Genomic DNA, 15,912 nt, shown 5'->3' on the forward strand with positions numbered 1-15,912 from the left:
ATACTGACGCCAGAACAGTGTCAAGTCGCGAAGGGTCGCGAAATTGTGCGGCACCGCCGATTTGCCCAAGGTGGCGCTCTCCAACAGAGGCCTCGTCATGCGCACAGTGTCCAACTTCCCCCATCCGATCCGCTCGGTCGACCATTTCGAGATTCCGATGCCGGACGGCTGCCGGCTTGCGGCGCGCATGTGGCTTCCCGAGGGTGCCGAACAAAAGCCGGTGCCGGCTATCCTGGAATACATCCCCTATCGCAAGAACGATCTGACCGCCGCGCGTGATGTCGTCATGCACCCCTACGTGGCCGGCCACGGCTACGCAGTGGTGCGCGTCGACCTGCGCGGAACAGGCGATTCCGAAGGGCTGATGCTCGACGAGTACCTTCAGCAGGAGCTGGACGACGGCTGCTCGGTCATCGAATGGCTGGCCTCCCAGCCCTGGTGCGACGGCAACGTCGGCATGATCGGCATCTCCTGGGGCGGCTTCAACGGATTGCAGATCGCGGCCATGCGGCCGCCTGCGCTGAAGGCGGTGATCAGTTGCGCCTCGACCGACGACCGCTACGCCGACGATGTCCACCACATGGGTGGCACGCTGCTCATCGACAATCTCTCCTGGGCGGCGATCATGTTCGGGCGCAACACGCTGCCGCCCGACCCACGCAACAAGCCGCACAATTGGCGCGCTTTGTGGCACAGTCGATTGAAGGAAAGCGGGCTATGGCTGAAGAACTGGCTGGAGCACCAGCACCGCGACAAGTTCTGGAAACACGGTTCGGTCTGCGAGGATTTCGGTGCAATCACCTGCCCGGTCTACGCCGTCAGCGGCTGGGCCGATGGTTATTGCCGCTCGGTCTTCCGCCTGATGGAAAAGCTGCAGGGCCCGCGCAAGGGGCTGGTGGGGCCATGGGCGCACACTTATCCCCATATCGGCAAGCCTGGTCCTGCCATCGGCTTTCTGCAGGAATGCGTCCGCTGGTGGGATCAATGGCTGAAGGGCCGTGACACCGGCATCATGGACGAGCCGATGCTGCGCCTGTTCATGCAGGATAGCGCCCCGCCGCAAACTTCCTACGAGACGCGCGCCGGACGCTGGGTCACGGAGCCGGCATGGCCATCGCCGAATATCGAGCGGCAGTCCTTCTTCCTTTCCGGCAATGGGCGCCTGTCCCTGCGCCGGGCAGACGATGCGGCCGGAACGCAGACGGTCCGCTCGCCCTTGTCGGTTGGCCTGCGCGGCGGCAAATGGTGCTCCTATGCCGTGCCCGGCGACCAGCCGGCTGACCAGCGCGGCGACGATGCCGGCAGTCTGGTCTATGAGACGCAAGAGCTGGCGCACGATGTTGAGATCGCCGGCGATGCAATGCTCGATCTTGTCTTCGAAAGCGACAGGCCCGTCGCCATGGTGGCCGTCCGTCTTTCGGATGTCGCCCCCGATGGCGCGACGACGCGCGTCAGCTACGGCCTTTTGAACCTGACGCATCGCGATAGCCATGAGAGGCCCGAACCGCTCGAACCGGCAAGGCGCTACCGCGCCTCTGTCCCCTTCAAGCACGTAGCACAGCGCTTCAGCGCGGGCCACCGCATACGCCTTGCCATCTCGACAAATTACTTCCCGATCGCTTGGCCTTCGCCCGAGCCGGTCACGCTCACCGTCCATCCGGCGGATTGCCGCCTTGAACTTCCGGTCCGCGTCGGGGGCGCCGGAGATCCGGCACCGGCGCCTTTTGCCGAACCCGAAGGGGCGCCGCCCTTACGGGTGGAGACGATCTCAAAGCCGCAAAAGGATTGGACGATCACGGAGAATCTGGCAGTCGCTTCGACCGTCGTTGAGATCGGCGAAGGCGCCGGCACCTATCGCATCGTCGACAACGACCTAACCATTACCTCGCTCGGCCGCGAACGCTATTCCTTCCGCGGCGACGATTTCGGGTCGGCCAGGGCCGAGGCGAAATGGGAGTTCGAATTTTCGCGCGCTGATTGGCGCATGCGTTCTGTGACCGAAACGACCATGACCGCGACGCCATCGCACTTCCACGTCGAGGCGCATCTCGAGGCATGGGAAGGCGACGAGCTTGTCCACGAACAGAAATGGACCGAGGCGATAGAGCGTCGCCTGCTGTGACATTCGCGAACTGACGCTAATCTCGCTCACATCTGCGTCGGCAGCGAAATTGACCGGCTTGCCGGCTGAATTGAAGAATGCGCCGTCCGAACTCGCGGCCCCATCAGGCGGCGCGGTACCAAAAAGAGGGATCCCGGCAATCGCCGGGAAACCCGCTCAGTTGAAAGGGGAACGAAACCGTGAATGGAATGAAATTGAATCGCAGGCATTTCCTGCAGGCAGGCGCCGGCCTCGGCGCGGGGATCATCGCCTCCGGTCTGCCCTTGTCGCAGGCCGTATGGGCGGCCGAAGGCAAGGTACTCAAGGCCCGCGCCTATTCCGATATCGACAAGCTCGATCCTGGCTTCTACCAGAACGCGTACAATGTCGACGTCATGAACTGCATCTACACCAAGCTTACGCGCTATAAACCGGGTTCGGAGTGGGGCTGGGAACTCGAGGCCGCCGAATCCGTCGAGCAGATCGATCCGACGCACATCCGCTTCCGCCTGAAGAAGGGCATCAACTTCACTGGCGGATTTGGCGAAATGACCGCCGAGGACGTGAAGTTCTCGTTCGAGCGCGTCATCCAGCACAATTCTCCGGTCAAGGGCGACTGGGGTCCGCTCGACCGCATCGAGATCGAGGACGACCATACGGGCGTGATCGTGCTCAAGACGCCTTTCGTGCCGCTCTGGAACATCACTCTTCCCTATGGTTGCGGCCACATCGTCTCGAAAAAAGCGGTGACGAAGGCAGTTGCCGACGGCGGCGATTTCGGCATGAAGCCGCCCTGCTATTCAGGTCCCTACGTGTTGTCGGACTGGAAGCCGAACCAGCTCGTCCTGTTGACCCGAAATCCCGAATGGAAAGGCCCTAGGCCGGGCTTCGACGAAATTCATATCCTGCCCATGAGCGATATCAAGACCGCCGAGCGCGCCTATCAGGCAGGCGACATCGACTTCACCGATTTCAGCCTCGATTCGCTGGCCACTTTGAAGGACAGCCCGCCCGAAAACACCAAGATCGAAGAAAAGCCTTCGCTCTACTATGTCTATATCGGCATGAACTCGGACCATCCGAAGCTGAAGGACGTCAATGTCCGCAAGGCGATTCAATGGGCCATCAATGTGCCGCAGATCATGGACGCGGCCTATTCAGGCCAGGCCCAGGTCGCCACCGGCCTTATCGCTCCGGGCTTGGTGGGACACCGGGAAAAAGCGCTGATACCGCCGGAGGGCGATCTCGAAAAGGCGAAGCAGTATCTTGAGAAGGCCGGCATCACCGAACTCAGCCTCACCATCGACGCGCTCAACGTGACCACCTTCTCCACGATCGCGGAAATGGTCCAGGCGCAGCTGTCGCAGATCGGCATCACGGTCGAGGTCAATGTTCAGGATTCCGGTTCGTTCTGGACCATCGGCATGGAATCGGAAGGCGAACGTTGGAAGGACATGCAGCTGATCGTGCAGCGTTTCTCGATGGTGCCGGATCCCTATTACGCCACCACCTTTTTCGTGCGCGACCAGGTCGGTGTGTGGAACTGGGAGCGCTTCCGCAGCGAGCGCTTCGACGAGCTCAACGCCAAGGCGGTAACCGTCGAAGACCCGCAGGAACGGGCCAAGATGTATTATGAGATGCAGGACATCATGGAAGATTCCGGCTCCTACCGGTTCCTCACCCATGAAGGCTCGCCGATCATGTACCGAACGACGCAACTCGAGGCCGAGACGCGCCCAGACGGGCGGCCGCTCTATCTCGGCTTTGAGCCGAAATCGGCCTAGGGCATTCTAGGAAAAGTGCGTAGCGGTTTTCCGTCCGGAATTGCGAAAAAACAAAGGGTTAGAGCGGGTCGGCGATTCTATCAAACGCTGAACCGCTCTGACGCGGTCGCTGGGACAGGCTGAGTCAGAACATGTGGTTATATCTTGGCAAGCGTATCGTGCTGGCGGCGGCAATTGTCGTCGTTGCCGTCACGCTGCTGTTCCTGATGATCCAGGCCGTTCCCGGCGATCCCGCCGCGGTCCTGCTCGGACCGCGTGCGACGCCGGAACTGAAGGCGCAATTGCACGAGGAAATGGGCCTCGACAAGCCGCTGCCCGTGCAGATCGTCTCATTCTTCGGGGGGCTGCTGCACGGTAATCTCGGCACCGATGTCTTTACCCAGCGCCCTGTCGCGGCCATCGTTTTCGAGCAATTGCCTTACACCGTCGAACTCATCCTGGTTTCGATCGCCTGGGCCGTTATCGTCGGCGTGCCGCTCGGCTGCTATTCGGCGCTGCGCCGCAACTCCGTGATCGACAAGGTCGTGGGTGTATTCGCGGTCGGAACCATCGCCATCCCGTCCTTCGTCATGGCGATCTATGCGCTGTTGATCTTCTCGGTCGGCCTGCGCTGGCTGCCTGCCATCGGCGCCGGCTCAGGCTTCCGCGACGGGTTCGTCCATCTCATCCTTCCAGCCTTCGTCGTCGGTATCGGCTGGGTGGGCTACATCTCACGCATCGTGCGCGCCTCCATGCTGGAGATTCTTGGCGAGAACCACATTCGCATGGCGCGCTCCTTCGGTCTTTCAGAGCGGCGCATCGTGGCGCGCTACGCGCTGCCGCTCGCGATCCTGCCGACAGTGACGATCATCGGCGTCGGCATGGCGCACCTGCTCTCGGCGGCGGTTTTCGTCGAGGTGGTCTTCGCCCGGCCCGGCATCGGCGCGCTGATCGTCAAGGCGGTGGACTCGCGCAACTATCCGATCGTCATGGGCACGGTCCTCGTCACCACCGTTCTGTTCGTCATCTCCACGACGCTCGCCGACCTCGTCAACGCGGCGCTCGATCCAAGAATCCGCGAGAATTTGTAGCGTGTCCGAAGTTCAACTCATTCGCGAGGCGGTCGATGAACGCCGCGGGCCGGGCGCGGCCGCCATGTTCCTGCGGCAATTGCGCAAGTCTCCGCTCGGCATGATGGGCGCCGTGCTGGTCGTGCTTATGGTGGTGACTGCGGTCTTCGCCACCTGGATCGTGCCTTACGATCCGATCAAGATCATGGTCGGGCCCCGGCTGGCGCCGCCCTCTTTGCATTTTCTTCTCGGCACCGATCAGTTGGGACGCGATGTCTTCTCGCGGGTCGTCATGGGCGGAAGGATCGCGCTGCTCGTCGCCTTCGTCTCGTTGGGCGCCTCGCTCAGCGCAGGGCTTGTGCTCGGCCTCATCGCCGCCTTCGGTCCGCGCTGGCTGGACAATCTGCTGCTGCTGGTCTTCGACACGATCCGCTCCTTTCCGGTCATCATCTTCGCCTTGGCAGTGGTGACGCTGCTCGGGCCGAGCCTTGCCAGCGTCATCTTCGTCGTCGCGATCACGTCTGTGCCGATCTATGCGCGCGTGGTGCGCACGCAGGCCCACGCACTGCGCGAGAGCGAGTTCATCACTGCGGAGCGCGCCATGGGCGCCGGCATCGTGCGCATTCTTGCCGTGCACGTGCTGCCCAATGTGATCGGGCCGCTGCTGATCCTGGTCAGCATGGATGTTCCGCTGGTCATCACGCTGGAGGCCGGCATGAGCTTCCTAGGCATGGGTGTCCGTCCGCCGACGCCGGACTGGGGAACCATCCTCAGTGACGGCTATGGCTATATCCACAAGACGGTGTGGCTGGTGATCGCCGGCGGCATCCCGATCGTCATAACCACGCTGGGCTTCACTTTCCTCGGCGAGGCGCTGCGCGACATTTTCGACCCCAAGCTTCGGAAAGACCTATGAATCCCGGCGCTCAGGCAGGACATTCTCCAAACCGCGACGCGCTTCTGGCGATCCGTGGTCTGTCTCTCGATTTCGGCACGCCGCGCGGTCGCGCCCATGCACTGCGCGATATCCATATCGACGTGCCGGCGGGCGAAGTGGTCGGCATCGTCGGCGAAAGCGGTTCGGGCAAATCGACGCTCGCCTATGCCGTGACGGGGCTGCTGGCGGAAAATGCCGAGATGGTGAACGGCGCCATCCTGTTCGAGGGGCGCGACCTGCTCGGCATGGCTCCGGCGGAGCGGCGCGGCTTACTCGGCAACCGCATGTCGATGATCTTCCAGGATCCGATGACGGCGTTGAACCCGGTGCGCAGCATCGAAAGCCAGATGATCGATATCCAGCATCACGAGGGCGGCTCGCACCGGACCAAGCGCCAGCGCGCCCTGGGTATGCTTCATCGGGTCGGCATTCCGGACCCGGAGAGCCGCATCGGCGGCTATCCGCACGAGTTTTCCGGCGGAATGCGCCAGCGTATCTGCATCGCGATGGCGCTGCTGGTGAAGCCGGCGCTGCTCATCGCGGACGAACCGACCACAGCGCTCGACGCGACGCTGGAGGTGCAGATCATCCATCTGTTGAAAGAGCTGCAAAAGGAGATCGGCTGCTCGATCCTGTTCGTCTCTCACCACCTCGGCGCTGTCGCCGAGCTCTGCGACCGGGTGGCGGTCATGTATGCGGGCGAGGTGGTCGAATACGGCACCGTGCGCGACATCTTCCGCCGACCGGGGCATCCCTATACGCGCGCGCTGCTCGAATGTGATCCCGGACGCATCAGGCAACGCACCCGCCAGTTGCCGACGATCCCAGGCGAGGTGCCGAGCCTCCTCGGTACCCAGGCGGGTTGCATCTTCCGTCGGCGCTGCCCGCAAGCCTTTACCCGGTGCGTGGATGACAGTCCTGTCCCGTGCGCTATCGGCGCAACGCACACCGCACGTTGCCATCGTCTCGACGACACGCTGGTGGCGCCGGTATGAGCCCCCTGCTTTCTGTCGAGGATCTTCGCGTACGCTTCCGCACCATGGGCGCGCTGAAGGCGCTCGCCAGCGGCGTTAAGAACCCGTTCGTGGACGCCGTCTGCGGCGTTTCCTTCGAGATCCGCAAGGGCGAAACGCTCGGCCTCGTCGGTGAAAGCGGTTCGGGAAAATCCACCATCGCCCGCGCCATCATGGGCCTGCGGCCGCCAACGGGCGGCACGATACGCTTCGATGGTCAGGTGCTGAACGGCCTCGCCCCGACGGAGCGCAAGCCGCATCTTCGGCGCATGGCGATGATGTTCCAGGATCCGGTCGGATCGCTGTCGCCGCGACTCACTGTACGCTCACTGCTGATGGAGCCTTTCCGCATTCACGGCGTTACCGGCCGCGACCCCGCCGCCGAAGCGGAACGCCTGCTCAACATGGTCGGCCTGCCCGCCGATTTCGGGCGGCGATATCCACACCAGCTTTCCGGAGGCCAAGCGCGCCGCGTCGGCGTGGCGCGGGCCCTTGCATTGCAACCCGATCTTATCATCGCCGACGAGCCGACCGCGGGACTGGACGTGTCCGTTCAGGGTGAAGTCCTCAATCTGCTTGGACGTTTGCAGGGCGAACTCGGCATCGCCATTCTCATCATCACGCATAATCTCAATGTCGTGCGCCACATGACCGATCGCATGGCGATCATGTATCTCGGCCGCTTCATCGAGGTCGGCTCGACCGAGCGGATATTCGCGCAGCCGCGCCACCCCTATACGGAGGCGCTGCTGTCGGCCAATCCGGAACCCGACCCGGACGCCGTGCTCGACAGGGTCGAGCTCAGCGGCGAGGTGCCGAGCCTGATGACGCGCCCAACGGGCTGCGAGTTTCACACCCGCTGCCGCTATGCGCAGGGCATCTGCAAAAGCGCCTTCCCGTCCCGGGCAGCCGACCGGGAAGATCCCCGCCATGTCTTCAATTGCCACTTCCCGCTATCGGAACGTGCGCTCGCCGGAGCCACCAATGTCTCGTGAAATCCTCGATGTTCCTCTTGCCAACGGCACGCCGGGCAGCCAACACAGCGTGCGCATCATCCGGTATGGTGCCGCCGACGCGCGCCCGAAAGCCTACATACATGCCGCGCTGCATGCCGACGAAGCGCCCGGCCTGCTGGTGTTACACCATCTGGTCGAGCAGCTTGACGCCGCCGACGCGCGCGGCGAAATCCGGGGCCAGATCGTCGTCGTTCCCTACGCCAACCCGCTCGGCCTGGCGCAGTTCGTCAATGGCGATCATCTGGGGCGTTACGATCTGGCCAGCGGCCGGAATTTCAACCGCAAATGGCCTGATGTCGCCGGCGAATTGACCATCCGACTTGCCGATCGGCTCGGAAGCAGCGCCGACGACAACACGGTGCTCATCCGCAGCACGATTCGCGAAATTCTCGACGAACGCGGCGCAGGGCAGCCTGTCGATTCCCTTTACACCGCCTTGGCACGCGAGGCTTTCGATTCCGATCTTGTGCTGGATCTGCACTGCGACGACGAAGGGCTGATGCATCTGTTCGTGCGGCCCGAGATCTCGGCCGAATTGTCCGACCTTGCGCGGGAACTCGGTTGCCGGGCGGTGTTCTCACAGGGTTCGTCGGGCGGCTCAACCTTCGCCGAAGCAAGCGTCGAGCCCTGGATCAGGCTTGCGGCTGCCCTTCCCGATAAGGTGATCCCGATCGGCTGCCTCGCCGCGACGGTGGAACTGCGCGGCTTCATCGACATCAGTGATGAGATGGCGTCGGCTGACGCTTCCGCCTTGCTCAACGTGCTTCGCCGCCGCGGCTACGTCGCGGGGCAAGCGGGCCTGCCGCCCGCCGCGCTTTGCGAGATCACCGGCTTCGATGCGTGCGATGTGGTTCGCACGCCCGCTTTCGGTGTCATCGTCTACCGCGCCGAACTGGGTGAACGCGTCACTTGTGGACAGCCGATCGCGGACATCATCGTGCCTTCTTCGCTGGGCCGCGAGGCGCGCGTGACGGTACGGGCGCGCACCGACGGGCTCGTGGTGACGCGAAGGCTGAAGAAACTTGTCGCCGCCAATCAGGTCATTGCCAAGGTGGTGGGCCAAAAGCCCCTCGCCCACCGGACAGGCTATCTGCTGGAGGATTAGATCGATCAGCGGGCGCGGGCACTTCTTGACCGCAGATCGATGATTGGCGGCCACGCGTAGAAACGAGGTCCGTTCGACCTGATCCTGTCCCGGGCTCTAGGCCAGGGGCCGACCGCCGTCGACCGGAATGATAACGCCGGTCACGAAACGGAGATGGGTCGCAGCCGCCAAAACCGCCTCGGCGACATCGTCGGGCGTGCCCAGCCGCCCCAGCGGCGTCCGGCTTGCCTGTTCGTCCCGCCAGGATTCGTCACGGCCCTTGATGAAGTCGGTGTCGACGACGCCGGGCGAGACCGACACGACCCTGATTCTCGGGGCCAGGGCACGCGCCAGCGACTTGGTCAGATTATCGACAGCGGCTTTCGACGCACAGGCGACGTTGCTTCCCATGGCGGTGACCCCTGCGATCGACGAGATGTTGACAACAACCCCGCTGCCGGTGCGATCGAGCAGCGGCCGCATGGCCCGCGTCGCAGCAATCACACCGCGCACGTTGACGCTGAAGATGCGGTCGATCAATTCATCGTCCAGGCTGTCGAGATCCGGATGTGGCACGAAGCGGGTTGTCCCGGCGCAATTGACCAGGACATCCAGCCGGCCAAAGCTTTTCTCGATCTGACCAGCGAGGCGCGCGAGGCAATCGCTGTCCGTCACGGTCGCCTCGGCGACGAAGTGATCGCCGTACGCCAATGACGAAACCAGATCGTCGGCCGTCTGCCGCGAACGGTTGTAGCCGATGACAACCGAAGCCCCTTCCGCAGCAAGCCTGGATACGATCCGCGCGCCGATGCCGCCGGTTGCTCCAGTGACCAGGGCAACCTTGCCTGTGAGTGTGGCTGTCATGGCCGTCTCCTGAGTGTCAAACCCCGGTGCTTCGCTTATGGGCGGCCAGCGCCATTAGATTGCGGTCGCGCCAGGCGCTGCGTTCGGCGAGTTGGGATGCTGACAACTTTTCGCGGCGCGCTTCCTCGGCCTTGGCAACCAGCCCTTCCGACCAGGGGGCCGGATCGCGCCTGGCGAGGGCGATCGAATGGTAGAGCGGTCCCAGACGTCTCGCGTAGTCCGCGATCCCGCCGGGCGCATTCAGATCGATCGTCTCGAAAGGCCCCATGAAGGACCACCGGTAGCCGAGCCCATGCGACACCGTAAGGTCGATATCGGCGGCACTTGCCACGCCCTCCTCGAGCAGGGCCCAGGCTTCGTTCAGCAATGCCCCCTGAAGCCGGTTGAGGACGAACCCTTCGACTTCCTTGCGCACGATCACGGCAGCCTGCCCTACGGCCTCCATCTGCACCCGCAGCCACGCAACGGCCTCCGCGTCGGTCCAGGGCGCCGGGACCAGTTCCACCAACGGGATCAAATGCGGTGGATTGACGGGATGAGCGACGAGAAAACGCCGGCGGTTGGCACAGGACCCGGTGAAGGCCGAGGCCGGAATGCCGGAGCTGGAGCTGCCTACGACCGCGTCGGGCCGCATCGCCCGGTCAATCTCCAGACAGACCGCCTCCTTGATGTCGCGCACTTCCAGCACCGACTCCTGGATGTAGTCGGCATCCGCTACCGCACCCTCCAGCGTATCGACAACGTTCAGCCGCCGCATGACTGCATCGACGGCATCTACCAGCCCGGCCTCTTGCATATCGGCAAGGCTGGCCCGGATCTTGTCGAGCACCGCGGCGCGGATGTCGGCGCTGCCGTCATAGATGGTCACATCATGGCCGGCCCGGGCGAAGACGATCGCCCAGCCACGGCCGACCAGTCCGGCACCGACAATGGCGACTTTGCGGATTGCATCCATCATTGCACCCGTGACGTCTCGCCGTCCGCGAGGCAAATTTCGGTGATCCGCAGGCCATCCTGAGTGATGCGGGATGGGAACCGGTCCTTCAACCGCTCTTCGTGGATGGGAATAACCCGCCGTGCCTCGTGGCCCACCTGCTTCATCATCTCCTCGGTAGCGAGAACGAGATTGGTCTGGCTGCCGACCGCAAGCCCCACCGGAACGTAGAGCGTCTCGATATCGACGGCAGCTCCCGAGCCCTCGATGTTGTCGAAGACGTAGACCAGATCGCCAGCCAGCACCCAGGTGTCGTCCTTGCCGTTGCGCACGGTGACCCACATCGACCCGTAGGTATGGCTGTCAAAAGCGGCATGGAGATCGATGTCGGGCAGGACGTCCTGTTTCGATCCGTCGATCGTTACCAACCGCTTCTGACGGGCCAGATCGACGCCGCGCACGATGTCGCCGGGGTCGACGGCTACGTTCATCCAGCGCATGCGGTCCGGCAGCGACATCGCCCAGACCCACTTCGCGATCTCCCTCTCCTGGATGTAGAAGGTCGCATTCGGGAAGTCCTCGACATTGCCGAAATGGTCGAAATGCGCGTGCGTGACGAAAACTGTGTCGACGTTCTTGGGCGAGAGGCCGATTTCGCCAAGAACGGCGTCGGGCGAGTGCCAGTTCTCGACGCCAAATTTGTCGGCGAGATGCTTGCCGTAATCCTTGTTGTTGTAGCCGACATCGACCATGGCAACGCGACCGTTGCCCTTGATCAGCGCGTAGCAGTAGGGAAGTTTCACGTAGCCCTGGTTGTGGGCGCCGTAGAGCACCCCGCTCTTGTGGTAGTTGCTGACATAGCTGTACTCAAGCACCCAGATCGAATATTGGCCCATTGCTTCCTCCCTGTTGTCGCCAACGCTGCGCACAGCTGCAGCAGGCGTGATTGAAATCGACCGGCGTCATACCGGCCCGCGGTTCCGACGCCGCCTGCAGCCCGGCGTAGGCGCGTTTGATCCTCTCCCCGGCCCGGTCGAGCTCCTGCTGCCAGTCGCGCCGCAGTCGGGCCGAACCGAAATCGTCCAGGACCTCGCCCAGCGTTGCATGAGCGGCCCCCAGACGCGCGCAATGGCTTTCGAGCCCATGCGGCGCGTGCAAGGCGCCCAGCCGCTGCTCCACCTCCGTCCACCGTTCGCGGGCCACCGGAATGTCAGGCAGATCGAGCACGTCGCGGCGTCCGCCGGCCTGAGCCAGGACCAGCAGGCCAGCGAGTTGGCCGATCAGCCGGCGCAGGCCTTCGTAGACGGGGCGGGTTGCCACGACGTAGCGGACGATGGCTTCGTCGGCCAACGCGGCATCGTTCACGGTGGCGACGGGTTCCTCGCTTCCGGTGACGGAGACATGGGGCGCCGCGACGACCTCGCAGTCATAGCGGTGGACGCTTACCGCCCGCTCGAAGAAGCGCTTTCCCGGGATATCAGCCATGGTGCCTTTTTCGCGTCGTCGCGCGCTCGATCACCGCGCCGGGCGGGATTAGTTGAACGATCGGCTCCCGGCCGGAATTCGTGCTCAATTCCTTCGCCAGGCTGACCGTGGCCTCGAGCATCTGGTCAATGGGCTGCCGGACGGTCGTCAGCCCGTGCGAAGGCCAGTGGGCCATCTCGATATCGTCGAAGCCGACGATCGAAATGTCGTCCGGCACGCCGAGCGCCAGCTCTCGCCGCACGCCGTCGAGAAAGCCAATGGCGAGAATGTCGTTGGCGCAGAAGACACCGTCGGGAACCTCTTTCAGGTCACGCAGCTTGCGCGCCGCTTCGTAGCCGGCGTGATAGCTGAACTGGCCTGCCTCGATAACTATCGGCGCGGCGAGGCCACGCTCGACGGCGCGTTCGCTGAAGCCCCTGTGGCGTGCGACATTGGTGGAGGCATCGGGCAAGGCGGCGATGTAGGCCAGGCGCTGGTGGCCGGTATCGACGAGATAGTCGGCGATGCTGCGGCCGCCGAGTATATTGTCGCAGGAAATGCCGAACGCGTGGTCGTCGGCCGAGAGTCGGTTGAAAAAGATCACCGGAGTGCCGGCCCTACGGCATTCCTGCGCGGCCGCCGAAGACAGGGTGGCCGCCAGGATGATGGCAAGATCTGGCTGGTAGTTGAGCAGCAGGCGTAGCGCCTGGTCGACGTCTCCCGACTGGTCGGCGGCGACGAGCATCACGTTCATGTCGATGGCACGAAGGGCGGTGGTCAGCCGCGTCAGCACTTCCGGATAGAACGGGTTCTTGATGTCCGCGACGACGATACCCACGATACGCGTCTTCTTCGTGATGAGGCTGCGCGCGAAAGGGTTCGGCGAATAGCCGATCTCCCTCGCACGGTTCAGCACCAGGTCCCGCGTATTCTTGGCGATCACGGCATCGGCGTGAAAGGCCCTGGATACGGTCGAAACAGACATGCCGAGATCGCGCGCCAGATCCTTCACGGTCAGGCGGGGCTTGCTGTTCTTGTTGCGGGCGATGATCGACATGAAAACTCCGTTGGCGCGCTGGCTTAGGCCTGGTTGCGACCTCCATAGCGGCGGACCCGGATGTTCGCCTGCTCGGCATGCCCATAGAATCCCTCGAGGACACACAGGCGCGAACAGTACTCGCCTATCATGGCGCTCGCTTCGTCGGTCAGGACGCGCTGATAGGTGCAGGTCTTGATGAACTTGCCAACCCACAAACCGCCTGTGTAACGGGCCGCCTTCTTGGTCGGCAGCGTATGGTTGGTGCCGATGACCTTGTCGCCATAGGCAACATTCGTACGCGCTCCGAGAAACAGAGCGCCGTAATTGTGCATGTTGTCGAGGAAGTAGTCCGGATCGCGCGTCATGACCTGGACGTGCTCGGATGCGATCCGGTCGGCCTCGGCGACCATCTCCTCATAGGAAGCGCAGACGATCACTTCGCCATAGTCCGCCCATGCCTTGGCGGCGATCTCGGCGGTCGGCAGGACCTTCAGCTGCCGCTCGATCTCGGTGAGGGTGTCGCGCGCGAGCTTCTCCGAATTTGTCAGAAGCACGGCGGGACTGGTCGGACCGTGCTCGGCCTGGCCGAGCAAATCGGTCGCGCAGATCTCGCCGTCGACACTGTCGTCGGCAATGACCAGCGTCTCGGTCGGGCCGGCGAACAGGTCGATGCCGATACGGCCGTACAATTGCCGCTTGGCTTCAGCGACGAAGGCATTGCCAGGACCGACGAGCATGTCGACGCGCCCGATGGTTTCGGTTCCGAGCGCCATGGCGCCAACGGCCTGCACACCGCCCAGAACGTAGATCTCGTCCGCGCCGGCCATGTGCATCGCGGCCACGATAGCCGGATGCGGACCGCCCTGGAACGGCGGCGCGCAGGCAATGATCTTCTTCACCCCGGCGACCTTGGCCGTCACCACGCTCATATGCGCGGAGGCGACCATCGGGTATTTCCCGCCCGGCACGTAGCAGCCGACTGTTTCCACGGGAATGTTCTTGTGGCCGAGGACAACGCCGGGAAGCGTTTCCACTTCGAGGTCCTGGAGGCAGGCGCGCTGCTTCTCGGCGAAATTGCGAACCTGGGCCTGGGCGAAGCGAATATCCTCGATGTCGCTTGCCGACACCTTGGACATCGCCTGCTCGATCTCGCTGTCGCTGAGCCGGAAGCTTGGCGGCGACCATTTGTCGAAACGCTCCGACAACTCCCGGACAGCGGTATCGCCTCGCTTTTCTATGTCGGCAAGGATCGTCTCGACGGTCGTCCGGACGGCCGCATCGCTCTGGGCGACAGCTTCGGGATCCCTGCCCCGTTTCAGAAAAGTCGGCATATTCTCATCCTTATGTTGAGTCAGGTGGGCGGCAGGATGCCGTCCACCTGTTGCATTGCTGATCGTCAGGGTTTTACCGTCGGCTCGATCTTGGTGAGCTTGTATTCGTCGGCCGGAGCCTTGCACGATGAGCAGTTGATGCCAGGGGCATCGGGCGCCTGCTTCACGTCCGCGGGCAATGCCTGAATGGTCGCTCCTGGTGTTGGCTTGCCCTCGAGCGCCGACTGCAGCGACAGTTCCGGCAGCAAATCGGGATTGAAGACCTCGGTGACGAAGGAACTCGGAACCTTGTCGGACGGGAAAACGTTGCACCCGTCGGCGAAGGTATCGCCCTTGCAAGGCTTGACTTGATCCGCTGGCACCCAAGGCAACGGGTACTCGATGTTCATCGGTTTCAGGTCGCGCTTCTTAGTCAGGATCTCCATCATCAGCTTGAGGGCATAGCCTGACGTAGCGGGCGGCGAACCGGCGGATACACCCTTGAGACCCATGCCTTGCATCTTCGGGTCTGCCAGTCCGAGACGAAAACCGTCCGAGTTCTCGCCGGTCATCGGAACCAGTTTGTTGCCCTTGTCGAGTAGCGCTTGTACGGCGCCATATTCGCCTGCCTGAGCCCAGATGCCGTCGACGTCGGGATGCGCCGCGAGAGCCTTGGCTGTCTCCTGCTGCGTGGTGCGGTCATCCCAGTAGGAGTAGTATTCCGCGACGACCTTGATGCCGGGATACTGGTTGAAAATGTGCATCGCGCCGTCGGTGTGGCGCTTATCCACCGAGTTGCCCGGGACGCCACGGCTCAGGAAGATCTTGCCCTTGCCTCCCAGGATGTTGACCAAGGCCTGGGCGGTATTCTCGCCGAAGCCTGCGGTGATATAGCTGACATTGTAGGCGCAAGGCTCGGTCACCGTGGCGTCGTACATGAAGAAGAGCACGCCCTTCTGGCAGCCGCGATGGACCGTGCGGTTCAGCGCCGTCGACGAAATCGGGAAGCTGATGATGCCGTCGGCGCCAGCCTGTATCATGCTTTCATAGGCCGAGATCTGAGCCTGGGGGTCGGTTCCCGAGATGACTTCCTTCAGCTCCACCGTCTTGTCGTAGGGCGGCGTCTGCGCCAACGCCTTGACGATGTTCGCGGCCTCCGACTGCCACGAATTGCCGCTGTAGCTCAGCGACAGATATATCTTGAACTTCTTGTCCTGCGCTTGGGCATGGTCGACAACCGCCCCAACGCCTATGGCGGTGGCAAGCGTCAGCGACGCGGCCAGTCCCAGTCTTTTTAACAGCCTCATTTCGATCAAC

At 63.2% G+C, this 15,912-nt stretch carries 14 protein-coding genes; 7 read left to right on the forward strand and 7 right to left on the reverse strand.

Annotated features, from left to right (window positions below):
* The first annotated feature begins 43 nt into the window (after positions 1 to 43).
* From FJ953_RS10430 to FJ953_RS10460, 7 genes are all read left to right on the forward strand, one after another.
* Complete coding sequence (locus FJ953_RS10430) at positions 44 to 2,122, forward strand: CocE/NonD family hydrolase (RefSeq protein WP_210242376.1); 2,079 nt, start codon at positions 44 to 46, stop codon at positions 2,120 to 2,122.
* Positions 2,123 to 2,310: 188 nt separating this feature from the next.
* The gene (locus FJ953_RS10435; RefSeq protein WP_140496108.1) at positions 2,311 to 3,885 is read left to right on the forward strand and encodes an ABC transporter substrate-binding protein; all 1,575 of its coding nucleotides are present in this window, start codon (positions 2,311 to 2,313) and stop codon (positions 3,883 to 3,885) included.
* 131 nt (positions 3,886 to 4,016) lie between these two features.
* A complete protein-coding gene (locus FJ953_RS10440) occupies positions 4,017 to 4,955 on the forward strand; it encodes an ABC transporter permease (RefSeq protein WP_140556163.1) in 939 nt (312 codons plus the stop codon).
* A 1-nt stretch (position 4,956) separates the two neighbouring features.
* A complete protein-coding gene (locus FJ953_RS10445; RefSeq protein WP_224704661.1) occupies positions 4,957 to 5,850 on the forward strand; it encodes an ABC transporter permease in 894 nt (297 codons plus the stop codon).
* A complete protein-coding gene (locus FJ953_RS10450; RefSeq protein ID WP_140556165.1) occupies positions 5,847 to 6,866 on the forward strand; it encodes an ABC transporter ATP-binding protein in 1,020 nt (339 codons plus the stop codon). Before FJ953_RS10445 ends, FJ953_RS10450 begins: the two co-directional genes overlap by 4 nt.
* The gene (locus FJ953_RS10455; RefSeq protein WP_140561444.1) at positions 6,863 to 7,879 is read left to right on the forward strand and encodes an ABC transporter ATP-binding protein; all 1,017 of its coding nucleotides are present in this window, start codon (positions 6,863 to 6,865) and stop codon (positions 7,877 to 7,879) included. Before FJ953_RS10450 ends, FJ953_RS10455 begins: the two co-directional genes overlap by 4 nt.
* Positions 7,869 to 9,005, forward strand: coding sequence for a succinylglutamate desuccinylase/aspartoacylase family protein (locus FJ953_RS10460; RefSeq protein ID WP_181168601.1), 1,137 nt, complete (start codon positions 7,869 to 7,871; stop codon positions 9,003 to 9,005). The genes FJ953_RS10455 and FJ953_RS10460 overlap by 11 nt, the downstream gene beginning before the upstream one ends.
* A 96-nt stretch (positions 9,006 to 9,101) precedes the next feature.
* On the opposite strand, the gene FJ953_RS10465 is transcribed toward FJ953_RS10460, so the two are convergent.
* From FJ953_RS10465 to FJ953_RS10495, 7 genes are all read right to left on the reverse strand, one after another.
* Positions 9,102 to 9,848 carry an SDR family oxidoreductase gene (locus FJ953_RS10465; protein WP_140624206.1) on the reverse strand — a complete coding sequence of 249 codons (747 nt, stop codon included), beginning with the start codon at positions 9,846 to 9,848 and terminating at the stop codon, positions 9,102 to 9,104.
* A 16-nt stretch (positions 9,849 to 9,864) separates the two neighbouring features.
* Positions 9,865 to 10,806 (reverse strand): 3-hydroxyacyl-CoA dehydrogenase, encoded by a 942-nt coding sequence (locus FJ953_RS10470; protein ID WP_140522211.1) that lies wholly within the window; start codon positions 10,804 to 10,806, stop codon positions 9,865 to 9,867.
* Positions 10,803 to 11,678, reverse strand: a complete 876-nt coding sequence (locus tag FJ953_RS10475) for an N-acyl homoserine lactonase family protein (protein ID WP_140518016.1) — start codon at positions 11,676 to 11,678, stop codon at positions 10,803 to 10,805. The genes FJ953_RS10470 and FJ953_RS10475 overlap by 4 nt, the downstream gene beginning before the upstream one ends.
* Positions 11,650 to 12,267 (reverse strand): hypothetical protein, encoded by a 618-nt coding sequence (locus tag FJ953_RS10480; protein WP_140547228.1) that lies wholly within the window; start codon positions 12,265 to 12,267, stop codon positions 11,650 to 11,652. The genes FJ953_RS10475 and FJ953_RS10480 overlap by 29 nt, the downstream gene beginning before the upstream one ends.
* Positions 12,260 to 13,303: a LacI family DNA-binding transcriptional regulator gene (locus tag FJ953_RS10485; protein ID WP_140624208.1), complete on the reverse strand. Its 1,044-nt coding sequence runs from the start codon at positions 13,301 to 13,303 to the stop codon at positions 12,260 to 12,262. Before FJ953_RS10485 ends, FJ953_RS10480 begins: the two co-directional genes overlap by 8 nt.
* Before the next feature lie 23 nt (positions 13,304 to 13,326).
* The gene (hisD, locus tag FJ953_RS10490; RefSeq protein ID WP_140563985.1) at positions 13,327 to 14,616 is read right to left on the reverse strand and encodes a histidinol dehydrogenase; all 1,290 of its coding nucleotides are present in this window, start codon (positions 14,614 to 14,616) and stop codon (positions 13,327 to 13,329) included.
* A 65-nt stretch (positions 14,617 to 14,681) separates the two neighbouring features.
* Positions 14,682 to 15,902 (reverse strand): sugar ABC transporter substrate-binding protein, encoded by a 1,221-nt coding sequence (locus tag FJ953_RS10495; RefSeq protein ID WP_140624210.1) that lies wholly within the window; start codon positions 15,900 to 15,902, stop codon positions 14,682 to 14,684.
* Positions 15,903 to 15,912 lie beyond the last annotated feature (10 nt).

It is taken from the genome of Mesorhizobium sp. B2-3-6, assembly GCF_006442305.1.
GTDB lineage: Bacteria > Pseudomonadota > Alphaproteobacteria > Rhizobiales > Rhizobiaceae > Mesorhizobium.

Excerpts from the sequence above, each read along its gene's own strand:
- FJ953_RS10435 (WP_140496108.1), top strand. The coding sequence starts at position 2,311 with ATGAAATTGAATCGCAGGCATTTCCTGCAGGCAGGCGCCGGCCTCGGC.
- FJ953_RS10440 (WP_140556163.1), top strand. The coding sequence starts at position 4,017 with ATGTGGTTATATCTTGGCAAGCGTATCGTGCTGGCGGCGGCAATTGTC.
- FJ953_RS10450 (WP_140556165.1), top strand. The coding sequence starts at position 5,847 with ATGAATCCCGGCGCTCAGGCAGGACATTCTCCAAACCGCGACGCGCTT.
- FJ953_RS10455 (WP_140561444.1), top strand. The coding sequence starts at position 6,863 with ATGAGCCCCCTGCTTTCTGTCGAGGATCTTCGCGTACGCTTCCGCACC.
- FJ953_RS10460 (WP_181168601.1), top strand. The coding sequence starts at position 7,869 with ATGTCTCGTGAAATCCTCGATGTTCCTCTTGCCAACGGCACGCCGGGC.
- FJ953_RS10465 (WP_140624206.1), bottom strand. The coding sequence starts at position 9,848 with ATGACAGCCACACTCACAGGCAAGGTTGCCCTGGTCACTGGAGCAACC.
- FJ953_RS10470 (WP_140522211.1), bottom strand. The coding sequence starts at position 10,806 with ATGATGGATGCAATCCGCAAAGTCGCCATTGTCGGTGCCGGACTGGTC.
- FJ953_RS10475 (WP_140518016.1), bottom strand. The coding sequence starts at position 11,678 with ATGGGCCAATATTCGATCTGGGTGCTTGAGTACAGCTATGTCAGCAAC.
- FJ953_RS10480 (WP_140547228.1), bottom strand. The coding sequence starts at position 12,267 with ATGGCTGATATCCCGGGAAAGCGCTTCTTCGAGCGGGCGGTAAGCGTC.
- FJ953_RS10485 (WP_140624208.1), bottom strand. The coding sequence starts at position 13,303 with ATGTCGATCATCGCCCGCAACAAGAACAGCAAGCCCCGCCTGACCGTG.
- hisD (WP_140563985.1), bottom strand. The coding sequence starts at position 14,616 with ATGCCGACTTTTCTGAAACGGGGCAGGGATCCCGAAGCTGTCGCCCAG.
- FJ953_RS10495 (WP_140624210.1), bottom strand. The coding sequence starts at position 15,902 with ATGAGGCTGTTAAAAAGACTGGGACTGGCCGCGTCGCTGACGCTTGCC.